Raw genomic sequence first — 23985 nt, 5'->3', positions numbered from 1 at the left:
GATCAGGGGTGCCGCTTGGTCCCACGGCGGCGGAGCGCCAGAAATACCGCCAGCGCGACGAGCATCGCTGCGGGCGCATCGCCGACGCGCGCATAGACGGTCGGCGGGATCGCGGCGGGCAGGCTTGCATCCAAAATGCCTTCGATGCCGAGACCGAGGCTGGCAATCGTTCGCCCGACCGGATCGATCACTGCGGAGATGCCGGTATTGGCGGAGCGCACCAACGGCAATCCGAGGTCGATCGCGCGCATCCGCGCCTGCTCCAGATGCTGATAAGGACCGGTCGAGATGCCGAACCAGCCGTCATTGGTGAGGTTCACGATCCAGCCCGGCCGCTCGCTTCGTCCGGCAACCTCGCCGGGAAAGATGGCTTCGTAGCAGATCAGCGGCAGTGCGCTTGGCGCGCCCGGCACTGAAAGTGCGTTTCGCACAGTTCCGGGAATGAAGCCGCCGCGCACGCGCGTGAGCTGCTCGAAGCCGAGCTTCTCCATCAGATCCTGATAGGGCAGGAATTCGCCGAACGGCACGAGATGCAGCTTGTCGTACACGGAGAGCACGCTGCCGTCGTGATCGATCAGATAGATCGAATTGTAGGCGCGCGTGACCGGCACGCCGCGCGGCAAATCGGGCGCGCGAACCGAACCCGTGATCAGCGTCGTGCCCTTCGGCAACAGCTCGGCGATTTGCGCCATTGCGTCGGCTTCGCGGGTCAGGAAGAACGGAAAGGCGGATTCCGGCCAGATCAGGAGGGTGGCATCGCGCACGCCGGTCGATTGCGGCCCGGAGGCGCGGTCCGACAGCGCGAGGTATTTCTTCATCACCTCGGCTTTGGCGGCGTAGTTGAATTTCGCGTCCTGCTGCAGGTCCGGCTGCATCAGGCGCAGCTTGGTGCCCGCGACCATGGTGGTCGGATGCAGCGACAGGCGGACCGCGCCGAAGATGCCCATGACGATCAGCAGCGCAATCGCAGCGGCGGGCACGCGCCATTGCAGGCGGCGATCGGGCGTGCGGTCGATCAGCGTCGCGGGGCTCGCAAAGATCGCAACCGTCAGGAACGTCATGCCCCACAGCCCGATCAGCGACGCCGTCTGCGCCAGCGGCAGCGGCTCGGATAGCGCATAGCCGAACGCGTTCCAGGGAAAGCCCGTCAGCGCGTGCCCGCGCAGCCATTCGCTGATGGTGAGGCTTGCCGCGAGCGCGAGCACGCGCGTGGCGTTCTTGGTCCAGAGCAGGCGCGCGAGCGCAAAGCCGATCGCCGTGAAGATGGAGAGATAGGCGGGCAGGCCCAGCACGGCGAAGGGGGTCAGCCAGGCGAACACATCGGCATCGACAAAGAAGGCGTAGCCGATCCAGTAGAGGCCGGGAACGAAATAGCCGAGCCCGAACCAATAGCCGGTCAGCGCCGCGGCGGGCACGCCGCCATATCGTCCGGCGCCTGCGCCGTCGATCAGCCAGACCAGCACCGGAAAAGTAATGAGCAGCACCGGGAATATATTGAACGGCGCCAATGCCAGCACCGACAGCGCGCCGGCCGCCATCGCGATGAGCGCACGCTTCCAGCCCCACGTGAGGATGATGGCCAGCGCGATCTGCCGAAGTCGCTGGAGCGCGCTCACTGCTGGCCGGTCCCCTCGCTCGGCGGCGGGGTGGGCGTGTCGCCGGCCGGCGGCTGACTGCCGTCCGGCGTAGCCTCGCGGCGGCGGCTCTCGCGCTGGGTGCGCGGGGCCGGGCGTTCCTTGCGGGTCGAGATGCGCAGCCGCTTGACGCGGCGCGGATCGGCATCGAGCACCTCGACCTCGTAATTGCCGGGGCCCGAGATCACCTCGCCGCGCACCGGCAGGCGGCCGACGAAGCTGACGAGATAGCCGCCGAGCGTCTCCACCTCCTCGCCGGCCTCGCCGGTGACGAAGTCCTCGCCGATCACGGTGCGGACATCGTCGAGGCTGGCGCGGGCATCGGCGATGAAGGCGTTATCGGGCAGGCGCACGATCGACGGTGGCTCGTCGCTGTCGTGCTCGTCGTCGATCTCGCCGACGATCTGCTCCACGATGTCTTCCAGCGAAACCAGCCCGTCGCTGCCGCCATATTCGTCGACGACCAGCGCCAGATGAATGCGCGTCGCCTGCATCTGCGCGAGCAGGTCGATCGCGCGCATCGACGGCGGCACGTAGAGCAGCTTGCGGATGATGCGCGCATCCTCCAGCGGCAATGCGAGGTCGACCGCCCGCAGGTCGAGGCCCGCCGGGAGCGGCTTCTTGCGCTTGGTCTTGGCGGCTTCCGACACGCGCGCACGCGCGGTCATGAAGGCGAGCAGGTCGCGGATGTGGACGATGCCGACGGGATCGTCGAGCGTCTCGTTGTAGACCACGAGGCGAGAATGGCCGGCGCTCTCGAAGCGGTCCATCAGCTCGCCGAGCGGGATGTCGCGCTTCACTGCGACGATGTCGGCGCGATGCACCATGACGTCGGCGATGCGGCGCTCGTGCAGGCCGAGAATGTTGCGCAGCATGGTGCGCTCGACCGCGGAGAAGCCGGTGTCGTCGGGCGTGGTGGCGTCGAGCACGACCTGGAGGTCGTCGCGCACCGAGCCGGCCTTCCAGCCGAACAGCGTGCGGATGGCGCGCAGCAGCCAGCCCTCCGCGGTCGGCCGCATCACCTCGCCTGGCGTCACCACGGCCGGCAGATTGGCCGTGTTGCGCGGGTTGTCGTGGATTGGTTCGGAATCCGGCATCTCAATGCGTCCCCGGACGCTCGGCATAGGGATCGGGGATGCCGAGGTGCGCCAGGATCTGCGTCTCCAGCGCTTCCATTTCCTCGGCGTCGTCGTCGTTCTCGTGGTCGTAGCCGATCAGATGCAGAAAACCGTGCACTGCGAGATGGCTCAAATGATGGTCGAACGGCTTGTGTTCCTCGTTCGCCTCGCGCCGCATGGTCTCATAGGCGATCGCAATGTCGCCGAGCATGCGCGGCGCATCGCCCTCCTTCCGCTCGCCCTCCGGCTGGAGCGCGGGAAACGACAGTACGTTGGTCGGCTTGTCGATGCCGCGCCAGTTGCTGTTGAGGGTGCGGATGCCGGCATCATCGGTCAGCATCACAGCCACTTCCGCGTCGGCGACGTCTTCATCGACGCTCTCGGCGGCGGCGGCAACCGCGCGCTGGATGACGGCTTCGGAATCGGGCTCGCGCTGCCAGCAATCGGCAACGACGAGGACCTCGGTCATGGGAAGGTTGGGATGGGCCATTGTGTTGTCTGGGACGAAAGGCGCTGTGTCGGCGCCCACTTGGTCCGGTTGCTATCTCGTCAGGATTGCGCGGCCGGCCGCTGCGGCGAACCTTCATAGGCGGCGACGATGCGCGCCACGAGCTCGTGGCGGATCACGTCCTCGGCTTTGAAATGAACCTGGGCGATGCCTTCGACTCCGCTCAAGAGGCGCGTCGCTTCAGCCAGGCCCGAAGTCTGGCCGTTCGGCAGATCGATCTGCGAGGGATCGCCGGTCACGATCATGCGGCTGTTCTCGCCGAGACGGGTCAGGAACATCTTCATCTGCATCGACGTGGTGTTCTGCGCCTCGTCCAGAATGATGGCGGCATTGGTCAGCGTGCGGCCGCGCATGAAGGCGAGCGGCGCGATCTCGATCTCGCCGGTCTGCAGCGCACGTTCGACGATGCGCGCATCCATCAGGTCATAAAGCGCGTCGTAGATCGGGCGCAGATAAGGATCGACCTTCTCGCGCAGGTCGCCGGGCAGGAAGCCGAGCCGCTCGCCGGCTTCCACCGCCGGACGCGACAGGATGATCTTGTCGACCTCCTTGCGCTCGAACAGCTGCGCGGCATGCGCCACGGCGAGCCAGGTCTTGCCGGTGCCGGCGGGCCCGATGCCGAACACCAGCTCGTGGCGCTTCAGCGCGCGGATGTAGGAATCCTGCGCGGGGGTGCGCGCGCGCACCGGACGCTTGCGCAAGTTGATGCTGTCGAAGGTCGCCTTGGCCGATTTGGCGTCGAACTCGAACAGCGACCCCTGCGCGATCACGGCGCGAATCGCGCCTTCGACCTCGCCCTGGTCGAGGTCCTGTCCCTTCACCGCTTGCGCGTAGAGCATCTCCAGCACGCGCCGCGCCGCGTCGCAGCCGTCACGCGTGCCGCCGATGGTGATGTGGTTGCCCTTGGAGTCCACGACGACACCGAGCCGCCGCTCGATCTGCGCGAGGTGCTGCCCGTAGGGGCCGACCAGCGCGGATGCGGCACGGTTGTCGTCGAAGTCGATGACGACCTGGGTCTCGGGCGGAACTTGCATGTCGCGGTCAAATTTGCGGCTGGGAGCGATAGAAGACGAATCCGATGCACTTTTGGGCAAGGGTTCAGGCTCCAGTGGCTTGCGATAAAGCGGGCTCGCGCGCGCTGCGCGTTGTGGCGAGCTCGCCAAGGAAACTGTAGCGCTCGAGCCTGTCGATCCTGACCGGCAGGATCTGTCCGATGATGTCGGGCGAGGCCATCACATGGGCGGGCTGGAGGAATGCGGTGCGGCCGACGATCTGGCCGTCCTTGCGCGCCGGACGTTCGAACAGCACGTCGACCGTTGAGCCAATCGCAGCCTTGTTGAAGGCCGATTGCTGGCTGTCGATCAGTTCCTGGAGCCGCTCCAATCGCTGGTCCATCTCGGCGGGGGACACCGTCTCCTGCATATCCGCAGCCGGCGTTCCCGGCCGGGCGGAGTATTTGAACGAATATGCCGCAGCGTAGCCGATTTGCGTGACAAGCGCGAGGGTGGCGAGAAAATCTTGCTCGCTTTCGCCGGGGAAGCCGACGATGAAATCTGATGAAAAAGCAATGTCTTGGCGCGCGGTACGGAAACGGTCGATGACGCGCCGATAATCATCGGCGGTATGTTTGCGGTTCATGGCGGCGAGAATCCGGTCGGAGCCCGACTGCACCGGCAGGTGCACGAACGGCATCAAGGCCTCGAGATCGCGATGGGCTGCAATCAAGCTGTCATCGACGTCGCGGGGATGGCTGGTCGAATAGCGCAGCCGCGCAATGCCGGGAATCGTCGCCAGATGCTCGAGCAGGCGGCCGAGCGGCCAGATTTTTCCGTCGGGGCCCTCGCCATGATAGGCGTTGACGTTCTGGCCGATCAGCGTGAGCTCGCGCACGCCGTTATCGGCGAGCCGCTTCACGTCGTCGACGATTTTTGCGACCGGGCGCGAGACTTCCGAACCTCGCGTGTACGGCACGACGCAGAACGTACAAAACTTGTCGCAGCCTTCCTGCACCGTGACGAAGGCGGAAATGCCGCGCGCGCGGATCGCGTCAGGCTTGGGCTGCGCCAGGAAGCCGAACTTGTCGGCGGCCGGAAACTCGGTCTCGATCGCACGGCCTTCATGGCCGGCGCGCTTCAGCAGATCAGGTAGGTGATGATAGCTCTGCGGCCCGACCACGACGTCGACGACCGGCGCGCGGCGCACGATCTCCTCGCCCTCGGCCTGCGCCACGCAGCCGGCGACCGCGATCTGCATCGCGCGGCCGGAGCGCGCCGCCTCGTCCTTGGCAACGCGCAGCCGGCCGAGCTCGGAATAGACCTTTTCCGAGGCCTTCTCGCGGATATGGCAGGTGTTGAGGATGACGAGGTCGGCGTCCTCGGCGCTATCAGTCTCCACGAATCCTTCCGGACCCAGCGTGTCCACCATGCGCTGGGCATCGTAGACGTTCATCTGGCAGCCATATGATTTGATGTGCAGCTTGCGCGGCGGCGTCATGGAACCCGGCATTGAGGTGGAGGACGGCCCTCAGATATAGGCTGGAGGGCCGAAAATCCAGCGAACGGGGCACTTTCAGCCGTCATTCCGGGGCTCGCGCCAGCGCGAGGGCGGAATCTCGCGCCAAAACCTCTGGATTCCGCATTTCACGCGCGCCGTGCGGGCCCCAGAATGACGCTGAGCGGCCGAAATCACCCCGCGAGGGCGTCCGCCGCGACCTGCCGGACCAGCTCCGGCAATTGATGCATGTCGGAGAAGGTCAGGTCGGCCCCGGCCCGGCGCAGGGTCTCGGCATGGCCGGCGCCGCAATGACTGCCGCCGCAGAACCCGAACACGGTCATGCCGGCGGCCCGCGCGCCGGCGATGCCGGCCAGGCTGTCCTCGATCACGACGCAGCGCTCGGGCGGCACGCCCATTTCCTTGGCCGCGAACAGGAACAGGTCCGGTGCGGGCTTGCCGTTCGTCACTTGCGAGGACGAAAAGATGTTTGGCGCGAGGCGATCATAGAGCCCTGTCTTCCCTAGGCTCACTTGCATGCGCGGATGCGAACCGCTCGAGGCAACGCAGACACGTTGCGTAAGGACGTCGAGCACGTCGTGGATGCCGCGGATCGCTTCGAGGTCGGCTTCGAAGGCGCGAAACAGCTCGTCCTGCAGATCGCCGTGATAGGCTTCGGGCAATTTACGGCCGAGCTCGGCTTCGATCTCGAGATTAGCCTGTTTTGTCGAGCGGCCGAGGAAGCGTTCGGACACCTTTGCCGACGTGATCGGATAGCCGTGCCGCGTCAGCACATCGGCATGCGCGCGACAGGAGATCGCCTCGCTGTCCACGAGCACGCCGTCGCAATCGAAGATGATGAGATCTATGGGCATTCAGTGTGCGGCGAGGTTGAAATGATCTGGGCGATGCGGGTCCTGCCACCTCTCCCCAACGGGGAGAGGGGAAGAGAGCTCGCCGAAAGATAGGTTCATCAATTCGTCGGCTTGTCGTCGTCGAGCGGGACGCAATAGAGCTCGAGCCGGTGGTCGACCAGGCGGTAGCCGAGCTTGCGGGCGATCTCCGCCTGCAGCTTCTCGATCTCTTCGGAGGTGAACTCGATCACCTTGCCGTCGCGCAGATTGATGAGGTGGTCATGATGGCTGTCGCGCATCGTCTCGTAGCGCGCGCGGCCCTCGCGGAAATCATGGCGTTCGATGATGCCGGCATCCTCGAACAGCTTGACGGTGCGATACACGGTCGAGATCGAGATCTTGTCGTCGACGGCGACACAGCGCCGGTACAATTCCTCGACGTCGGGATGATCGACCGCCTCGGCCAGCACGCGGGCGATGACACGGCGCTGCTCGGTCATGCGCATGCCGGTGGCGGCACAGCGCGCCTCGATGCCGGACGCCTTGGAAGCGGAAGAAGGTTTCAGTGCGGTCATGATGTGTCTGCCTGGCGGGGCGCTTTCTGCCATCGATGTTACGACAAGTCACGTCGCATCAGAAGGGCGTTCAATTGTTCCCCGTTGGCCTGCTTATAGTAGCGTTCGCGGCGCCCCACCACCACGAATCCGGCCCCATCATAGAGCCGCCGCGCCGGTTGGTTATTTTCTTCGACTTCGAGAAATATTGTGCGCACACCGCGCCCGGCAAGGTGGCCGAGATGGGTCATCAGCAGTGTCCGGGAGAGGCCGCGGCCCGCGATGGGCCTGGTCGACCGCAATCGAGAGGATCTCTGCCTCGTCCGCGCCGATCCGCGACACCGCAAAGCCGATCGTCTTGCGGCCGAGGCGCAAGCGATGCACCAGCGTGTTGCGCTCGATCAACATGCTTTCGAATTCGCTTTCGCCCCAGCCGCGCGCAAACGACGCGCCATGCAGCTGTGCGAGCCGCGCGGCATCGCGCGCGGAGGCGGGCTCGACGGCGGCGGTGCCGCCGCGCCACCACTCCGAAAGCCATCTCATCATGAGGTTGCGGCTTGTGCGAGCGGCGGCAGCGCAGGTGGCTTTGCGTCGGGCGCCTTCAGATAGAACGGCCGCGCCGGATTTGTCTCGGGAGCGGCCGCCGCGCCAAGCCAGGCGACCCAGTCGATATCCGGCGCGGGTTGCGCGTCCACCGCAACGGGCTGCGCTGCGTCTGTTGGCCAGCGCTCGGCGAGGATGTGTGCGGCATTGCCGACCAGATGCGGGGCGCCGAACTGCGAGGCCGCGATGGCTTCGTCGATGGCAGCAACGCCCGGCCGCACCAGCTGGCTGCCATCACCGGCGACGATCTGGAAATAGACGTGATCATGCCGGGCATCGATCGCGGAGATCACGGGCGCCGCCTCGTTCCGGCTGACGATAGCCGCGGCATAGGCCGACAGCGTGGTCACTCCGACCGTCGGCTTGCCGGCTGCGAGCGCAAGCCCGCGCGCCGCCGAGATGCCCACCCGCAGGCCGGTGAAGCTGCCGGGGCCGGTGGTGACCGCGATGCGGTCGAGCGCGGTGAACGCAAGATCTGCCGATTTCATCACCCGCGCGATCAGCGGCATCAGCGCTTCCGCATGACCGCGCTTCATCGGCAGGGATTCCTGCGCTTGCAGCTCGGCCGTTTCGGTGTCGAGCACGGCCGCAGAGCAAGCGTCGAGCGCAGTATCGATGGCGAGGATCAACATGGAAAAACGAATGGCGTGTGGCGAATAACGATCAGTCTAGCGAAGCAGACGCCTATCCGCCATTCGTCATTCACTATTCGTAGCCCCCGACAGCGCCGCATTTCGTAGGGGGCAAAGCGAAGCGTGCCCACCATCTCTATCGCAGGTACATGGTGGGCACTGCGCAAACGCGCCTTTGCCCACCCTACGGCACCTTTTACATCGGCCGGACTTCGACCACGTCGGGCACGAAGTGCTTCAGCAAGTTCTGAATGCCGTGCTGAAGCGTCGCGGTCGACGACGGACAGCCGGAGCAGGCGCCCTTCATGTTGAGATAGACGATTCCGTCCTTGAAGCCGCGGAAGGTGATGTCGCCTCCGTCATTGGCGACCGCCGGCCGCACGCGGGTCTCGATCAGATCCTTGATCATGTCGACCGTCTCGGCATCGGCCTCGTCGAAGAACTCGTCCTGGTCGTCGAGATCGTTATCGCTGGTCGCGGTGCCGTCGGCGAGCAGCGGCGCGCCGGACATGTAGTGCTCCATGATGGCACCTAAGATCGCGGGCTTGAGCTGCTGCCACTCACCGCTCGCCTTGGTCACGGTGATGAAATCCGATCCGTAGAACACGCCGGTGACGCCGGGCACGTCGAACAGCTTTTCCGCCAGCGGCGAGCGCGCCGCCGATTCGCGGCTCGAAAATTCCATCGGACTGCCGTCGACCACGACGCGGCCGGGAATGAACTTCAGCGTGGCGGGATTGGGGGTGGCTTCGGTTTGAATGAACATGGTTTTCTCCAGACGTCGCCGGTTCAAGGCCGGCGCGTGCTCCATCCACTAGCAGATGGCGACGGCGAACGCACGATCAAGGGGCGGCGAGGGTGTTTTGCTGTTATTTCAGGGGGTTAGGGAGTTAAAGCGCCTCCGCGACGTCATGGCCGGGCATAGCCGTCCGAAGGAGGGCGTCGCTTCCGCTCGCCTATGTCCCGGCCATCCACGCCTTGCTTCGTCGCGCCAAGAACGTGGATGCCCGGGACAAGCCAGGACAAGCCCGGGCATGACGAATATTGGGCTGGCTGCAAGCCTACGATAGCGAATCCACGCTTTGGTCGCTGAGCGCGCCCGAGATGATCGTCACCGGCACCGGGAACGTGCCCAGCTCATGCGCGAGCAGTGCGACCAGCGGCCCGGGACCTTCGGCGCCCGGACTGGCGGCGAGCACCAGCATGGCGATATCAGGGTCCTCGTCGATGACAGCGAGCAGCTGTTCCATCGCTGCGCCTTCGCGGATCACCCGCTCCGGCGTGATCGCGGCGATGCCGTTCGCTCTGCCGGCGGCGCGGTCGAGCGCGGCCTCTGCCGCTTCATGCGCCTCGGCGCGCATGATCTCGGCGACCCCCAGCCATTCCTGGCTCTGCTGCTCGGGTTCGATGATGCGCAGCATCACCACGCCGCCGCCGGCGCGGATCGCCCAGCGGCTCGCATAGTAGACCGCGCGATCCCATTCGGCGGTGTCGTCGACGATGACGAGGCATTTGGGCTTGTGACCCGGCTCGAAGCAAAGTCGCTTGCTGGTCATGCATGTCCCGGAATGTGCACGGCTGGCATGCTGCCACACTCCCGCAAAATTGGGGAGGGGAGAAGCGGCCGGCGCCCTGACGCCGGCCGTATGTCGCGGATGCGCTTTAGCGCCGGCGGATGAAGCCGACGATGTCCTTCGACAGGTTCATGGTTTCCTCGGCGATGGCGCGGGCGCGATCGGAACCGTCGTTCAGGATGGTGTCGATATGGCCGGGGTCGGCGACGAGGCGCTTCATCTCGCCAGCGATCGGCGCGAGCTTGGTCACGCATAGCTCAGCCAGCGCGTTCTTGAAGCTGGAGAACTGGCCGCCTCCGAAATCCCTGAGCACGTCGGCCTTGGGGCGGCCGGAGAGCGCGGCGAAGATGCCGACGAGATTGTCCGCCTCGGGGCGCGCTTCCAGGCCCTTCTCCTCGGTCGGAAGCGGCTCGGGATCGGTCTTCGCCTTGCGGATCTTCTGCGCGATGGTGTCCGCATCGTCGGTCAGATTGATGCGCGAATTGTCGGACGCGTCCGACTTCGACATCTTCTTGGTGCCGTCGCGCAAGCTCATCACGCGCGTCGCCGGGCCCGTGATCAAGGGTTCCGGCAGCGGGAAGAACAGGCCGTCATTGGCGCCGTTGTTGCGGATCGACTCGCCGAAGTCATTATTGAACTTCTGCGCGATGTCGCGCGAGAGCTCGAGATGCTGCTTCTGGTCCTCGCCGACCGGAACGTGGGTGGCGCGGTAGAGCAGGATGTCGGCCGCCATCAGCACGGGATAATCGAACAGCCCGACGGAGGCGTTCTCGCGATCCTTGCCGGCCTTCTCCTTGAACTGGGTCATGCGGCCGAGCCAGCCCATGCGAGCGACGCAGTTGAAGATCCAGGCGAGCTCGGCATGGCCCGAGACTTGGCTCTGGTTGAACACGATGTGCTTCTTGGGATCGATGCCGCTGGCGATGAAGGCCGCGGTCACCTCGCGGGTATTGCGCGCGAGCTCGGCCGGGCCGCCCCAGACGTCCACGCCTTGCGTGATCGCGTGCATGTCGACGACGCAATAGATGCAGTTGTGGGTTTCCTGCATCTTCACGAAGTTGACGATCGCGCCGAGATAATTGCCGAGGTGCAGATTGCCGGTCGGCTGGACGCCCGAAAAGACCCGTTCAACGAATGGCATGGTAAGCCTTCCCATAGGTATTCGGCCGTCGTTTCCAACAGCGGCGCTGCCCCGTCAAGGGTAATTCGCTTGCTTCAGGCGCGCTGGTCCTTCGTGACGGGCCGCTTCAAGGCACTGACCGCCTCGCGCCAGGAGGCGGCGCCGAGGATTTGCAGCAGCAGCCCGTAGATGGCGATCCCGGCTCCGATTTGCGCGCCCAGGACGATGAAGCGGATCAGGCCGTGCGCTTCGTCAGGGATGAGATCCATGGTCAGCCAGAGCAGGCCGCCCATGGCGACCGCGGCGAGCACGATCCGTGGCAGCCGTTTTCGCGCGGCTGCATCGACCGAGAAGCCGAATTTGCTGTTGCCTTTCCGGAGCAGCGAAAGCGCGCTGCTCCAGGCGCCGGCCGCGATGCTCGCGGCGATCCCGCTCGCGCCGAAGACATGGCCGAGCAGGACGGCGAGAGCGACCGCGACGACAAAGCCTTTGGCCGTGGCCATGAGCGGCGTCATCGTGTCGCTGCGGGCGAAGAAGGCCGGCGACAGCGCCTTGATCAGCACGTGGGCAGGCAGACCCAGCGCCAGCCACATCAGCGCATGTGCAGTGGCGACGCTGTCCTCGGCGCCGAAGGCGCCATGCTCGAACAGCAGCCGCACGATCGGCTCGGCCAGCACGATCAGGCCGAGCATGGCGGGCAGCGCAAGCCCCGTGGCAAGCTCCAGCGCGCGCGATTCCGCATGCGCCACCGTATCGCGATCGCCGCTCCCGACGGCGCGCGTCAGCTCCGGCACCAGCACGGTGCCCATGGCGACGCCGACGATGCCGAGCGGCAGCTCGATCAGGCGGTTTGGCGAAATAGAGCCAGGACACGGCGGAGGGCGTCGCCGAAGCGATAATCGCGCCGGCCACCATCAGCCATTGCGGCCCCGAGCTTGCGATCATGCCGGGGATGGCCTTGGCGAAAAAGCCGCGCATCTCCTTGTCGAAGCTGACGCGCAGCGGCGTCGCAAGCCGTCCGCTTCGCTGCGACAGCAGCATCGCGAGTTGCAGCAGGCCGGCAATGCCGACCGTCGCCGCCAGCATCCACGCCCCGAGCACCGCATCGGCGTGCCAGGCGAGCAGCATCGCGATCACGGCGATCAGCGCGATATTGAACAGCAGCGGCGAGAACGCAGTCAACGCAAACCGCCCCCGGGCGTTCAACAGTCCCATCAGCACCGTGACCGGGCCGGCGAAGGCGAGATAAGGCAGCATCAGCCGCGCGTTCTGAACCGCGAGATCGAGCGTCCCGCTGCTGAGGAATCCCGGCGCGATGATCGTGACGATCAGCGGCATCACCAGCGCAATGACGATCGAGAGCGCGATCAGCGCCACGCTCACCGTGCCGAGCACGCGGCCTGCGAAGGCGGAGGCGGCCGCCTCGCCCTCGCGTTCACGGACGCGCAACCAGGCCGGGATCAGCGCCGCATTCAGCGCACCCTCACTGAGCAGGCGCCGCACCACATTGACGAGCTGGAAGGCGGCCAGGAACGCATCCGCCACCGCCCCGGTGCCGAGCAGCGCCGCGATCAGGGAATCGCGGGCAAAGCCCAGCAGCCGCGAGGCCAGTGTTCCCGTCGAGACGGTCAGGAAGGAGCGGATCATGGCCCGTTATAATACCGTTGCTTGCCCGTGCAGGCCCGGTCGTGATAGGCCGCGAGCCGGATTTCAGGCCGACAGGAAGCGGATTTTGCCGGGTATCGCAATCCGCCAAACAGGATCAAGGTGAATGGCTGACGTGAAATATGACGTTCTCGGCATCGGCAACGCGCTGTTCGACGTGCTGGTCAGGACCGACGAGGCTTTTCTGGCCAAGCATGCGATGACGAAGGGCAGCATGTCCCTGATCGACGAGGCGCGGGCGGCCGCGATCTACGCAGACATGGGCCCGGCCACGGAAGTCTCGGGGGGGTCGGCCGCCAACACCATCGTCGGCATCGGCAGCCTGGGCGCACGCGCCGCCTATGTCGGCAAGGTCAAGGACGACCAGATCGGCAAGCTCTATGTCCACGACATCCGCGCCGCCGGCGTCGCTTTCAACACGCCCGCCGCGAAGGACGGCCCCGCCACCGGCTGCTCCTACATCCTGGTCACGGATGACGGCGAGCGCACCATGAACACCTATCTCGGCGCCGCGCAGGACCTGTCGCCCGCCGACATCGATCCGGCCGAGATCGCGGCGGCCGGCATCGTCTATCTCGAGGGCTATCTCTGGGACCCCAAGAACGCCAAGGACGCCTTCGTCAAGGCGGCCGGCATCGCCCATGAGGCCAAGCGCAAGGTGGCGCTGACGCTGTCGGATTCGTTCTGCGTCGATCGCTACCGCGACGAGTTTCTGGGATTGATGCGGGGCGGCACCGTCGACATCGTGTTCGCCAACGAGTCCGAGCTGCATTCGCTCTATATGACCTCGGATTTCGACACCGCGCTGAAGCAGCTGCGCAACGACGTTAAGCTCGGCGTCGTCACCCGCAGCGAGAAGGGCTGCGTGGTGGTGACGCCGACTGACGCGGTCGCAGCTCCCGCTTCGCCGATCAAGCAATTGGTGGATACCACCGGCGCCGGCGATCTGTTCGCGGCCGGCTTCCTGTACGGCCTCGCGCGCGATCTGTCGCACAAGCAGTGCGGCGAGCTCGGCGCGCTTGCGGCCGCCGAAGTGATCCAGCACATCGGCGCCCGCCCGCAGGTGTCCTTGAAGCAGCTCGCCCAGCAGCGTGGGCTGACGGTTTAGGCCCTCGCTCTCTCCCCGTCATTGCGAGGAGGGCAGCGACGAAGCAATCCAGTCTGTCTCCGCGGAAAGACGCTGGATTGCTTCGCTGCGCTCGCAATGACGACGTTGATGCAGGCGCGCGTCAAGCACTCAGCCGTCATGCCCGGGCTTGTCCCGGGCATCCACGTTCTTCGTACCACTCGGTGAGGCGTGGATGGCCGGGACAAGCCCCCGGCCATGACGCGGGGACAGAGACGCGCAACTACGCCGCTTTCTTCCCGCTGCCCGCATCGAGCCCGGCATACACGCCGCGCTCGAAGGCCGCGAACGCCTCAAGGCACTTTCCGTCCGCGAACGGCAAGAGCTGCATCAGGATCACGCCGGTGACGTCGCGCGCGGGGTCGATCCAGTAATAGGTGTTGGCGAGGCCCGCCCAGGCGAGGCTGCCCGCGCTGCGGCCCTCAGCGGTCCTGGCCGTGTTGATCATGAAGCTGAGGCCCCATTTCTTCACCTGCTCGGGATAGAGATCGACGTCGTTGGTGTACATCGGGGCCGCCGTGGTCAGCTTGCCCATGGCGAGATCGCCGATGTGGTTCTGCCCCATCGTTGCGACCGTCTCGGGCTTCAGCACCTGGTTGCCGTTGCCGTGGCCCTTGTTGAGGATCATCTGGGTGAATTTGATGTAGTCGGCGGCAGTCGAATAGAGCCCGCCGCCGCCCATGTGGAATTCCGGGGTCTGCTCGAGCTCGAACGGGATCGAGGCGAGCTGGCCGTCCGCGCCGCGGGCATGCATGCCGACGAGGCGCTTGCGCATGTCGTCGGTGATCTTGAAACCGGTGTCGCTCATGCCGAGCGGTGCGAACATGTTGTCGCGCAGGTAAGCGTCGAGCCGCTTGCCGCTGACGGCTTCCACCGCCTTGCCGACGAAATCGATGTTGGTGCCGTATTCCCAGCGCGTGCCGGGATCGGTCATGACGGGCGTCTTCAGTGCGGCGTTCTGGCAGGTGATGATCCCGGGCGTTCCGGTCTTCTCCATGTAGCGCGCGAACTCGCCGTTCCACATGTCGTAGCAGAAGCCGGCGGTGTGGGTCATGAGCTGGCGCAGCGTGATCGGCCCCTTCGCCGGCCGCAGCTTCGGCTCGCCCGCGGCGTCGAAGCCTTCGAGCACCTGCGGCTTGGCGAGGTCGGGCAGCACGTCGCCGATCGGCGCGTCGAGCGAGAGCTTGCCTTGCTCGACCAACTGCATCGCGCCCGCCGATGTCACCGCCTTCGTCATCGAGGCGATCCAGAACACGCTGTCCTCGGTCATCGCATCGGGCTTCGACAAATCGCGCTTGCCGAACGCGCCGTGATACAGCACGTCGCTGCCGCTCGCGGCGATGGCGACGACGCCGGGGATTTCCTTGGCGTCGCTCTTCTGGCGCAGGATCTCGTCGATCTCAGCTTGGCTTCGCATACGCGTTTCCTCCGGTTTGATTATTGTTGGAAGTGATCGATTGTCCTCCCGGAGGTCGCGTGCGGCAAGTATCTCAACTTGCGCGCCGGTCGCGATGTCGTGACTTGACGGTGCGCTGTCGCCGCAGGACGACAAGACGCGCTGAACTGCAATTTGCGGTGGACGGCCGCAACTCACCATGACCTTGGATGGGCATAGGCGATATGTTTTCAATGTTTGAAGCACTTGAAACATTTTGTGCGTTGCGGCGTTCAGCACATGGCCCGATCAGCGCCTGACGTTAGAACTTGATGCAATTTGCGGCCGTCCATGACCGCGAGGGGACCTCAAATGATTTCGACTTGGAGCGAATGGAAGCGCTATCCCCGTCCCGGACGAGGGGACAATCTGGAGGCGCCGATCTCGCCCGGCATTTACGAGGTCCGGATCGCCGGCACCGGCGCACTCTACTCGTTCGGCGCGGTCGACAATCTCGCGCAGTCGCTGGCGCTGCTGCCGGTCGGCTCGAAATCCTGGTTTGGCCGCCGCGATACCTCCGACGTTCCCGATCTCGAATACCGGACTTGCGCGACCTCCTCGAAGGCGGATGCCAAGGCGGCCGCCGAGCGCATGATTGGCCGGCGCGAGACCTATATGAGCGGCGCGGCGTAACCACCGACGACCGCGTTGAGCTGTTGCCGAGCTCACGATGCCTACCGCTCCCTTAGGGAGAGGTGAGGTAAACGCTGCTCCCAGCTTAGCTCCCATCAGATGTGCGTTGCCGGGCGGTGCATTGCGCACCGCCTGCCCCTATATTCGGGACCAAATCGATGTCCGAGGAGCAACGCCATGACCCCGACCGCCGCCGCACGCGCCACGCAAGCCACCACCCTGCGCGACCGGTTGAAGGATCCCTCGCTGCTGAAGGAGGCCTGCTACATCGATGGCGCCTGGGTCGGCACGCCCGTCTTCGCCGTCAACAATCCGGCAACCGGTGTCGAGATCGCGAAGGTCCCGCAGCTTGGTGCGGACGAGACCACCAAGGCCGTCGAAGCCGCCGAGCGTGCGTTCCCGGCGTGGGCCAAGCACACCGCAAAGCAGCGCTCCAACATTTTGCGCAAATGGTTCGAGCTGATCATCGCCAACCGCGAGGACCTCGCGCTGATCCTCACCTCAGAGCAGGGCAAGCCGCTGTCGGAAGCGCTCGGCGAGGTCGACATCGGCGCCGCCTATATCGAGTTCTTCGCCGAAGAGGCCCGCCGCGTCTATGGCGAGACCATCCCGACGCAGCGGCCCGATGCGCGGCTGCTCGCCATCAAGCAGCCGATCGGCGTCTGCGGCGCGATCACGCCGTGGAATTTCCCAAACTCCATGATCACGCGAAAAGTGTCGCCGGCGCTGGCCGCGGGCTGCACCGTGGTGCTTAAGCCCGCCAACGAGACCCCGCTGTCGGCGCTGGCGCTGGCCGTGCTCGCGGAAAAGGCCGGTATCCCAAAGGGCGTGCTCAACATCATCACCGGCGATGCGCCGCCGATCGGCAAGGTGTTGTGCGAGCATCCGGCGGTGCGCTTCGTCGGCTTCACCGGCTCGACCGCGGTCGGCAAGATCCTCTATCAGCAGGCCTCCGTCGGCGTGAAGCGGCTCGGCCTTGAGCTCGGCGGCAATGCGCCGTTCATCGTGTTCGACGACGCCGACATCGATGCGGCGGTCGAAGGCGCCATCGTCTCGAAATACCGCAACATGGGCCAGACCTGCGTCTGCGCCAATCGCATCTACGCCCAGGACAAGATCTACGACGAGTTCGTGCAAAAGCTCTCGAAGAAGGTCGCGGCGATGAAGATCGGCGACGGCACCGAAAGCGGCGTCACCCAGGGGCCCCTGATCAACATGAAGGCCGTCGACAAGGTCGAGCGCCACATCGCCGATGCGGTGAAGCGCGGCGCCAAAATCGTCACCGGCGGAAAACGCAGCGAGCTCGGCGGCTCGTTCTTCGAGCCGACGGTGCTCGCCGACGTCAAGCCGGACTCGCTGGTCTCGCAGGAAGAGACCTTCGGCCCGCTCGCGCCGGTGATCCGCTTCAAGGACGAGGCCGACGTGATCGCGATGTGCAACGCCTCGCCGTTCGGTCTTGCCTCCTACTTCTACTCCCGCGATCTCGGCCGTGTCTGGCGCGTCGCCGAAGCGCTGGAATCAGGCATGGTCGGCGTCAACACCGGCCTGATCACGACGGAAGTCGCTCCCTTCGGCGGCGTCAAGGAGAGCGGCCTTGGCCGCGAAGGCTCGCGCCACGGCATGGAAGAATATGTCGAGATCAAATACGTGATGATGGCGGGGGTCTAAGGCCCTCGCTTTCGAGCGCCTGTCGTGCTCGGAGAACCAATGGTACGCATGACCATAGTTGGAAATGGGCGCCCGGAGCCATTGTGCCAAGGCCGCGCAATGGGTCACGCCAACTGCCTTATCACGGGGCTTGGCAGCACAACTCTTACCGCCGCAGCACCGCGATCGTCCGGTTCGCGAACGTCAGCCGCTCGGCCATGACTGACACGAAATAGGTCAGCAGCTTGTGGCTGAGCGCGGGATCTTCCTCCTTGATGGCGTCGAACTGGTGCGTGTTCAGCACGTAGAGCACGCTGTCGACTTCAGCCTGGATCGTCGCGCTGCGCGGGGCGTGTGACACGAGGCCCATCTCGCCGATCGTGGTGTAGCGGCCGAGGCTGCGCACGCGCGTCGTGCGGTCGTCCTCGGCGGGCACCATGACGCCGACGCGGCCGTCGAGGACGAAATGCATGGAATCCGCGGGATCGCCGGCCTGCACGATGACCTCGCCGGCGACGACCTCGAGACGTTCGCAGCAGCGGCTTAATTGTGCGGCATCGTCTTCGTCGCCGAGGATCTGCGTGAACCAGTCGCGCAAGGAGGCCTCCTCCTGCGCATGGCCGCGATGCAGGGCAATGATCTCGTTTTCGCACCGCTCCAGGGCATGGTCGAGCTCCTCAACGACAAGCACCTCGTGCGAGATGAAGCCGCTGGCGCGCAGCGCCTTGGCCGCACTGGTCGGAAGATGCACCAGCACGAGTTCGACGCCACGCTCCCGCGCCGCACGCTTGATCTGGTCAAAGCTGTAGGCGGCCGAGGAGTCGATGCCGGTGACGAGCGTGAAATCGAACACCAGGAAGCGGCACTCCGGATGCAGGTGTAGCAGCGCCTTGACATGCTGGTACAGACGATTGGCCGAGCCGAAGAACAGGTAGCTCTGCAGTTTCAGGCCCTGGATGTTGCTGCCGTGGGCAGCCAACAGCGCCCGCTCTTGGCGCGATCGGTCGAGGGAAGAGCGATATTCGGAGCCGTCGAAGCCGAACTTGACGGAGCTGATGCGCGAGGCGCTCACGGCGAAGATCCCACAGCCGATCACGACGCCGATCAGGATTCCGGCAATGAATCCCCATTTCAGGATGATGAGGATGATCGCGAGCAGCGACAGATATTCCGGCCTCGACAACCGCCGCCGCGACTGCACGATCCATTTGTGCAGCGTGTCGCTGCCGAGATAGACCAGCAGCCCGCCGAGCACGAGCTTCGGCATGAAGCCGAGCAGCGTCGGCGCGATGACCAGCATCGAAGCCGAGATCGCCGCAGCGCTGAGGCCGGAGAGCCGGCCGCGCCCGCCGGCGGAGAAGTTGAGGATGGAACGGCTGACCGAGATGCAGCCGGTGTATCCGCCCAGCGCGCCGCAAAGGATGTTCGCAAAGCCGGTGACATTCAACTCGCGCTCGAGGTCGGCCTCGCGGTGCGTCGCGACCTCGACGCCGGTGGTGTTGAACAGCGTGCTCGACGCGGTGACGAAGATCACGGCGATGAGATTGCCGAACAGCTCCGGCAGCGTGGACCAGGGATGATCGGCAAGCGCCTGCACTGACCACGGCCACACCAGCCCGATCTGCTCCGGCGGATGGAAAGTCCACCCCAGCGCCCGCGCGTCTGCCGGCGCAATGCCGGCGAGCCAAAGCGCAAGATGCGCGGCGAGTGTCCCTGCGATCAGGATGAGCGGCAGCCCCATTGGCGCGCGAGAGCGATGCCAGGTCAGATAGAGCACGGCGGCCATCGCGCAGGCGGCGGCGATCTCGAGCGCCGTGGTCGTATTGGCGAAGCTTCCGAGCGTCGCCACCTGAAGTGGCTGGTCGGTGATGACCCTGATAGCTCCCAGGAGGATCAGGCAGCCCGTCGCGCCGAGGAAGCCGCCGACCACGGGATACGGCACGTAGCGAATGGCCCGGCCGATCCGCGTCACTCCGAAAGCGCAGAGCACGAGGCCGGTGGCAATGCTGACGAGACCGAAGGTGACGAGGAGCGGAGCCAGGAGCGGCGCAGTGGGGTCCGCTTCAACGATCCGTTCGACCAGGGAGGAGGCGACGATCCCGGTCACGGCGGCCGTCGAGGCCTCCGGCGCGGCGATCGCAAACCGTAACGAGCTTCCGACGCCGATGACGAGAGCGAGAACCGCTGATGCCACGAAGGTGACGCCGACGCCGTAGCTCAAATAGGGCGCCAGCGGGCCGGCGAAGATCAGGACCGCATAAGAGAGCCCCAGGGTGACGGTCAGGACGCTTGCGGCGGCGCCACCGAGCACGTCGTGCAGCGCGCGTGTGACGATCGGGCTTAAGCGGAGAAACGAAGTGGAATGAATTGTCGAATCTGCCACGCGCTGGTCGCCCGCATCCTCTGCTTGAATGGTCGGAGGCTGCGACCCTAGCGCAACCGGACGGTCCGGTCTTTCAACGGCCGTTGATGAAGATCGGGATCGAGGACCATGGGGATGTCCCTCGCCACGATGTTTCGTCGCGCTCTGCCGGACATATCTGGAGAGTTGGGCAGCCGACGTCTCCTCGTGGCCCGGATTGCACTTCGCTCATCCGGGCGAGGCATCCGGTTTTTGAGGCTGCGAGGGCCTAAATCGTCAGCTCCTTACCAGTCACCCGCCGATACGCCTCCAGATACCGCTTGCTGGTAGCCTCCACCACGCTGGCCGGCAGAGGCGGCGCTGGGGCGTCGCCGTTCCAGCGGCCGGCGCGGCGCTCGACGTCGAGATAGTCGCGCAAGGGTTGCTTGTCGAAGCTCGCCTGCGGCTGGCCGGGCTTGTAGGCGTCGACCGCCCAGAAGCGCGAGGAATCCGGCGTCATCACCTCGTCGATCAGGATGATGCGGCCGTCCTTGTCGCGACCGAACTCGAACTTGGTGTCCGCGATGATGATGCCCTGCTCGCGCGCCAGCTCCTCGCCGAGCGTGTAGACCGCGCGCGTCATGCTCTCGAGCGTGTAGGCGACCTCTTCGCCGACGACCTCGCGCATCTTCGCGATGGTGATGTTCTCGTCATGGCCACTTTCGGCCTTGGTCGCCGGGCTAAAGATCGAAGGCTTCAGCTTCTCGCTTTCGACGAGACCTGCCTTCAGCTTCTCGCCGGCGAGCGTGCCGCTGGCCGCGTACTCTTTCCAGGCCGAGCCCGAGAGGTAGCCGCGGATGACGCATTCGATCGGAAAGACTCTGGTCCGCTTGCACAGCATGGCGCGGCCGAGGATCTCGGCGCGATGCGGCTTCAGCGCAGGCACGGCGGCGATGATCTCGTCGGTGTCGGCGCTGATCATGTGATGCGGCACCACGCCTTCGAGCTTGCCGAACCAGAACGCGCTGATTTGCGTCAGCACCGCGCCTTTCATCGGGATGGTCTCGCCCATCACGACGTCGAAGGCGCTGATGCGGTCGGTGGTGACGAGCAGCAGGCGGTCGTCGTCGACGGCGTAGATATCGCGCACCTTGCCACGGCCGATCTTCGGCAGCGGCAGGTTGCTGGAGAGCATGGTGGCCATCGGGTAAGCTTTCGCACGGGACGTCCGGCCGCGTCTGATGGCGCGGCCGGAAACCGGATTAGCCTATTCCGGCAGCGGAATGAACTCATGTTCCTGCGGAACCGCGGCGAAGCGGCCGGTTTTCCAGTCCTGCTTGGCCTGCTCGATGCGCTCCTTGCTGGAGGAGACGAAATTCCACCAGATGTGGCGCGGGCCTTCCAGCGCATCGCCGCCGAGAAACATCATCCGCGTCGCCTTGAGCGCCTTCACGGTGATGCGGTCGCCCGGGCGGAAGATCAGCAGCCGCGGCCCCTCAAAGCGCTCATTGGCGATCTCGACCTCGCCGTCGACGATATAGATCGCGCGCTCCTCTTGATCGGGGTCGAGCGGCACGGTCGCGCCCGCCACCGCCGTGACCTCGGTATAGAACCAGGGCGACACCATCGACACGGGCGAGGTGATGCCGAAGGCGGAGCCCGCGATCACTCGCGCGGTGAAATCGCGCTCGGAGATCATCGGCAAATCGCCCGCGGCGTAATGCTGGAACGAGGGGGCGATCTCTTCCGATCCAGCCGGCAGCGCGATCCAGCTTTGCAGGCCCAGCATCTTCTGCCCGGACGCGCGCTGTGCATCCGGTGTGCGCTCGGAATGCGCGATGCCGCGGCCGGCCGTCATCAGGTTCATCGCGCCCGGCGAGATCTCCTGGACGTTGCCCTCGCTGTCGCGATGCATGATGGCGCCGTCGAACAGGTAGGTGACGGTGGCAAGCCCGATATGCGGATGTGGCCGCACATCCATGCCCTTGCCGGAGACGAACTGCACCGGTCCGAAATGATCAAAGAAGATGAAGGGCCCGACCATCTGCCGCTTGCCATGCGGCAGCGCGCGTCGAACCTGAAATCCGTCGCCGAGATCGCGCGTGCGCGGCACGATGACGAGATCGAGCGCGTCGCAGGACATGGGATCACCGAGCACCGGATCGTTGAAGGGCTGCCAGCTCATGGTGGACTCCTGTTCTTTGCTGGTATGATCGTAGCAGAACAATGATGGGAACGGGAGGAGACTGATGATTCCGCCGCTCAAGCATGGCGCCGTTCTGCTCCAGGCCACCGGTCCCAGAATAGAGACGGAACGCCTGATCCTGAGGCCGTGGCGCGCCAGCGACGTCGCGCCGAACGCCGCCATGTTGACCGATCCCGGCACCGCCCGCTTCATCGCGCCGGACGGCAAGCCCGTGACCACCGAGATCGGCGGCTGGCGCAACGCCGCCGTGATGTCCGGGCATTGGGCGCTTTATGGCTTTGGCATGTTCGCGGTCGAGGAGAAATCCAGCGGCAAATATGTCGGGCGCGTCGGTCCCTGGTGCCCGCCGGGCTGGCCCGCCTTCGAGGTCGGCTGGGGCATTGCCAGGGAGTATCGCGGCAAGGGTTATGCGGTCGAGGCGGCCCGCGCATCGATCGACTGGTCGTTCGACAGTTTTGAGATCGACGAGATCATGCACTGCATCGAGAGCGAGAACGTGCCATCGCAAGCCGTGGCGCGCAGCCTGGGTGCACGGAAGGAGCGACAGATCGACCTGTTCGGCAAGCCTGCCGACGCCTGGATCACGTCGCGGGCCTTGTGGCGCCGGCAAAATTGAATCGATCTCCGATCTGACCTAAGTTCATGGCGCCGACGAAGCGGACCGACCGGATGCTGCTGACCAACCTCGAACTCGCCTTCCGCGCCGCCAGCGTGGCGCTGTTGCTGGTGCTGGCGGCATCATTGGTCTCCGATTTCCGCAACGTGCTGGCGGGGCGGCTCGGCACGGCCTTCGCACTCGGATCGGCCGCGCATGCGGCGAGCTACTCGGTCGGCGTCTCTTCTCTGGCCGCAGGCTGGCACGCGCCGCTGATCGCGCTGTCGACCGGCAATATCGTCGTGTTCTGGCTGTTCACACGCGCGCTGTTCGACGATGAGTTCCGCCTGCGCTGGTGGCACGGGATGATCTGGGCTGCGGTGACTGCGTTCAGCTTTGCCGGATGTCTCTGGATCGCACCGGGCGGAAACGCGCGATTCTCCGTGAAGGTCGTCAATCTGATCGTGCTGGGATTCATCGCGCTCGCAGTCGCGCAGATGATCAAGTCGTGGCCAGCCGATCTGGTTGAGCGCCGCCGCAATGTTCGCGTCTTCATTGCCTGCGCCGCCGCACTTTATGGTGGGCTGAATGCAGTGCTTCAGATCCTGGTTGCCGACAGCGTCGGCGACGTCGGCAACACGATCAACGCCGGTGTGCTCGCCGGCATCGTCGCGGCCATTGCCTGTACGATGATGCGCGTCGATGAAGGCGATCTGTTTTCGGTTGCCGCGGAGGCCGCGCCAGCGGTCGTTTTCAGTCCGCAAGCCACGGATGACGCCGTCGATCAAAAGCTCATCGAAGCCCTGATGCGGCTGATGGCGGACGAGCGGATCTATCGCCAGGAGAACATCACCATTGGCGCGCTGGCGGGCCGGCTGAAAATTCCCGAATACCGGTTGCGCCGGCTGATCAACCAGCGCCTCGGCTACCGCAACTTCAATGTGTTCCTCAATAACCACCGCATCGAGGAAGCCAAGGCCGCGCTGGCCGATCCCGCCCAGGCCGAAGTCCCCGTCATCACCATCGCCATGGACGCCGGCTTCCAGTCGCTCGGCCCGTTCAATCGTGCCTTCAAGGCAGTCACGGGCGTGACGCCGACGGAGTATCGGCGGCTGAAGGTGAATGCGGTCTAGATTTTAAGGCGCTGTAATCGCTGAACTATTTCAAAATCGACCAGCCCGCTACGACTTCAATCAGGCCCTGTTCCAAATCCGGCGAGCGCTCCTCCGCCGGTTCCGGCTTCCTCCCGC

Annotated in this window: 20 protein-coding genes and 2 pseudogenes; 5 read left to right on the top strand and 17 right to left on the bottom strand. The window is 65.3% G+C overall.

Going from position 1 to position 23985, the window contains the following annotated elements:
* Positions 1–2: 2 nt before the first annotated feature.
* The 13 genes and pseudogenes from lnt to murJ all read right to left on the bottom strand — a co-directional run bounded on the left by lnt (position 3) and on the right by murJ (position 12734).
* Complete coding sequence (lnt, locus tag ACVWY3_RS29525; RefSeq protein ID WP_456841617.1) at positions 3–1616, bottom strand: apolipoprotein N-acyltransferase; 1614 nt, start codon at positions 1614–1616, stop codon at positions 3–5.
* The gene (locus ACVWY3_RS29520) at positions 1613–2731 is read right to left on the bottom strand and encodes a hemolysin family protein (RefSeq protein WP_456841616.1); all 1119 of its coding nucleotides are present in this window, start codon (positions 2729–2731) and stop codon (positions 1613–1615) included. The genes lnt and ACVWY3_RS29520 overlap by 4 nt, the downstream gene beginning before the upstream one ends.
* 1 nt (position 2732) lies before the next feature.
* Positions 2733–3242, bottom strand: a complete 510-nt coding sequence (ybeY, locus tag ACVWY3_RS29515) for an rRNA maturation RNase YbeY (protein WP_456841615.1) — start codon at positions 3240–3242, stop codon at positions 2733–2735.
* 59 nt (positions 3243–3301) lie between these two features.
* Positions 3302–4294 carry a PhoH family protein gene (locus ACVWY3_RS29510; RefSeq protein ID WP_456841614.1) on the bottom strand — a complete coding sequence of 331 codons (993 nt, stop codon included), beginning with the start codon at positions 4292–4294 and terminating at the stop codon, positions 3302–3304.
* A gap of 64 nt (positions 4295–4358) precedes the next feature.
* Positions 4359–5753: a tRNA (N6-isopentenyl adenosine(37)-C2)-methylthiotransferase MiaB gene (gene miaB, locus ACVWY3_RS29505; protein ID WP_456841613.1), complete on the bottom strand. Its 1395-nt coding sequence runs from the start codon at positions 5751–5753 to the stop codon at positions 4359–4361.
* Between the two features lie 191 nt (positions 5754–5944).
* Positions 5945–6625: an HAD family hydrolase gene (locus ACVWY3_RS29500; RefSeq protein ID WP_456841612.1), complete on the bottom strand. Its 681-nt coding sequence runs from the start codon at positions 6623–6625 to the stop codon at positions 5945–5947.
* A gap of 98 nt (positions 6626–6723) precedes the next feature.
* Positions 6724–7179 carry a Fur family transcriptional regulator gene (locus tag ACVWY3_RS29495; protein WP_456841611.1) on the bottom strand — a complete coding sequence of 152 codons (456 nt, stop codon included), beginning with the start codon at positions 7177–7179 and terminating at the stop codon, positions 6724–6726.
* Positions 7180–7217: 38 nt separating this feature from the next.
* Positions 7218–7704 (bottom strand): annotated as a pseudogene (gene rimI / locus ACVWY3_RS29490) (ribosomal protein S18-alanine N-acetyltransferase).
* Complete coding sequence (gene tsaB / locus ACVWY3_RS29485) at positions 7701–8393, bottom strand: tRNA (adenosine(37)-N6)-threonylcarbamoyltransferase complex dimerization subunit type 1 TsaB (protein WP_456841610.1); 693 nt, start codon at positions 8391–8393, stop codon at positions 7701–7703. The pseudogene rimI and the gene tsaB overlap by 4 nt, the downstream one beginning before the upstream one ends.
* Positions 8394–8589: 196 nt before the next feature.
* Positions 8590–9159: a NifU family protein gene (locus ACVWY3_RS29480; protein ID WP_456841609.1), complete on the bottom strand. Its 570-nt coding sequence runs from the start codon at positions 9157–9159 to the stop codon at positions 8590–8592.
* Between the two features lie 295 nt (positions 9160–9454).
* Entirely contained in the window at positions 9455–9949 is a 495-nt protein-coding gene (locus ACVWY3_RS29475) for a universal stress protein (RefSeq protein ID WP_456841608.1), read from the bottom strand.
* Between the two features lie 106 nt (positions 9950–10055).
* Positions 10056–11108, bottom strand: a complete 1053-nt coding sequence (trpS, locus tag ACVWY3_RS29470) for a tryptophan--tRNA ligase (protein ID WP_456841607.1) — start codon at positions 11106–11108, stop codon at positions 10056–10058.
* A gap of 74 nt (positions 11109–11182) precedes the next feature.
* Positions 11183–12734 (bottom strand): annotated as a pseudogene (murJ, locus tag ACVWY3_RS29465) (murein biosynthesis integral membrane protein MurJ).
* Positions 12735–12858: 124 nt separating this feature from the next.
* Between murJ and ACVWY3_RS29460 the strand changes: the two are divergent.
* Entirely contained in the window at positions 12859–13860 is a 1002-nt protein-coding gene (locus tag ACVWY3_RS29460; RefSeq protein WP_456841606.1) for an adenosine kinase, read from the top strand.
* 241 nt (positions 13861–14101) lie between these two features.
* On the opposite strand, the gene ACVWY3_RS29455 is transcribed toward ACVWY3_RS29460, so the two are convergent.
* On the bottom strand, positions 14102–15295 hold the full coding sequence (locus ACVWY3_RS29455) for a serine hydrolase domain-containing protein (protein WP_456841605.1): 1194 nt from the start codon (positions 15293–15295) through the stop codon (positions 14102–14104).
* Between the two features lie 330 nt (positions 15296–15625).
* On the opposite strand from ACVWY3_RS29455, the gene ACVWY3_RS29450 reads away from it, so the two are divergent.
* Together ACVWY3_RS29450 and ACVWY3_RS29445 are read left to right on the top strand one after the other, a co-directional pair.
* Positions 15626–15946 carry a hypothetical protein gene (locus tag ACVWY3_RS29450; protein ID WP_194478636.1) on the top strand — a complete coding sequence of 107 codons (321 nt, stop codon included), beginning with the start codon at positions 15626–15628 and terminating at the stop codon, positions 15944–15946.
* Between the two features lie 177 nt (positions 15947–16123).
* Positions 16124–17614: an NAD-dependent succinate-semialdehyde dehydrogenase gene (locus ACVWY3_RS29445; RefSeq protein WP_456841604.1), complete on the top strand. Its 1491-nt coding sequence runs from the start codon at positions 16124–16126 to the stop codon at positions 17612–17614.
* A gap of 145 nt (positions 17615–17759) precedes the next feature.
* On the opposite strand, the gene ACVWY3_RS29440 is transcribed toward ACVWY3_RS29445, so the two are convergent.
* The 3 genes from ACVWY3_RS29440 to ACVWY3_RS29430 all read right to left on the bottom strand — a co-directional run bounded on the left by ACVWY3_RS29440 (position 17760) and on the right by ACVWY3_RS29430 (position 22119).
* Entirely contained in the window at positions 17760–19976 is a 2217-nt protein-coding gene (locus tag ACVWY3_RS29440) for an SLC26A/SulP transporter family protein (RefSeq protein WP_456841603.1), read from the bottom strand.
* 247 nt (positions 19977–20223) lie between these two features.
* Positions 20224–21138 carry a phosphoribosylaminoimidazolesuccinocarboxamide synthase gene (locus ACVWY3_RS29435; RefSeq protein WP_456841602.1) on the bottom strand — a complete coding sequence of 305 codons (915 nt, stop codon included), beginning with the start codon at positions 21136–21138 and terminating at the stop codon, positions 20224–20226.
* A gap of 63 nt (positions 21139–21201) precedes the next feature.
* On the bottom strand, positions 21202–22119 hold the full coding sequence (locus ACVWY3_RS29430) for a pirin family protein (RefSeq protein WP_456841601.1): 918 nt from the start codon (positions 22117–22119) through the stop codon (positions 21202–21204).
* Positions 22120–22183: 64 nt separating this feature from the next.
* Here ACVWY3_RS29430 and ACVWY3_RS29425 point away from each other — a divergent pair, with 64 nt between their 5' ends.
* Complete coding sequence (locus ACVWY3_RS29425) at positions 22184–22756, top strand: GNAT family N-acetyltransferase (RefSeq protein ID WP_456841600.1); 573 nt, start codon at positions 22184–22186, stop codon at positions 22754–22756.
* A 53-nt stretch (positions 22757–22809) separates the two neighbouring features.
* Positions 22810–23868 (top strand): helix-turn-helix domain-containing protein, encoded by a 1059-nt coding sequence (locus ACVWY3_RS29420; RefSeq protein WP_456843487.1) that lies wholly within the window; start codon positions 22810–22812, stop codon positions 23866–23868.
* The last annotated feature ends 117 nt before the right edge of the window (positions 23869–23985 follow it).

This window comes from Bradyrhizobium sp. USDA 4486, assembly GCF_054057995.1.
Note: the sequence above shows the minus strand (reverse complement) of the source record. Positions and strands in the feature narration are given on the sequence as shown.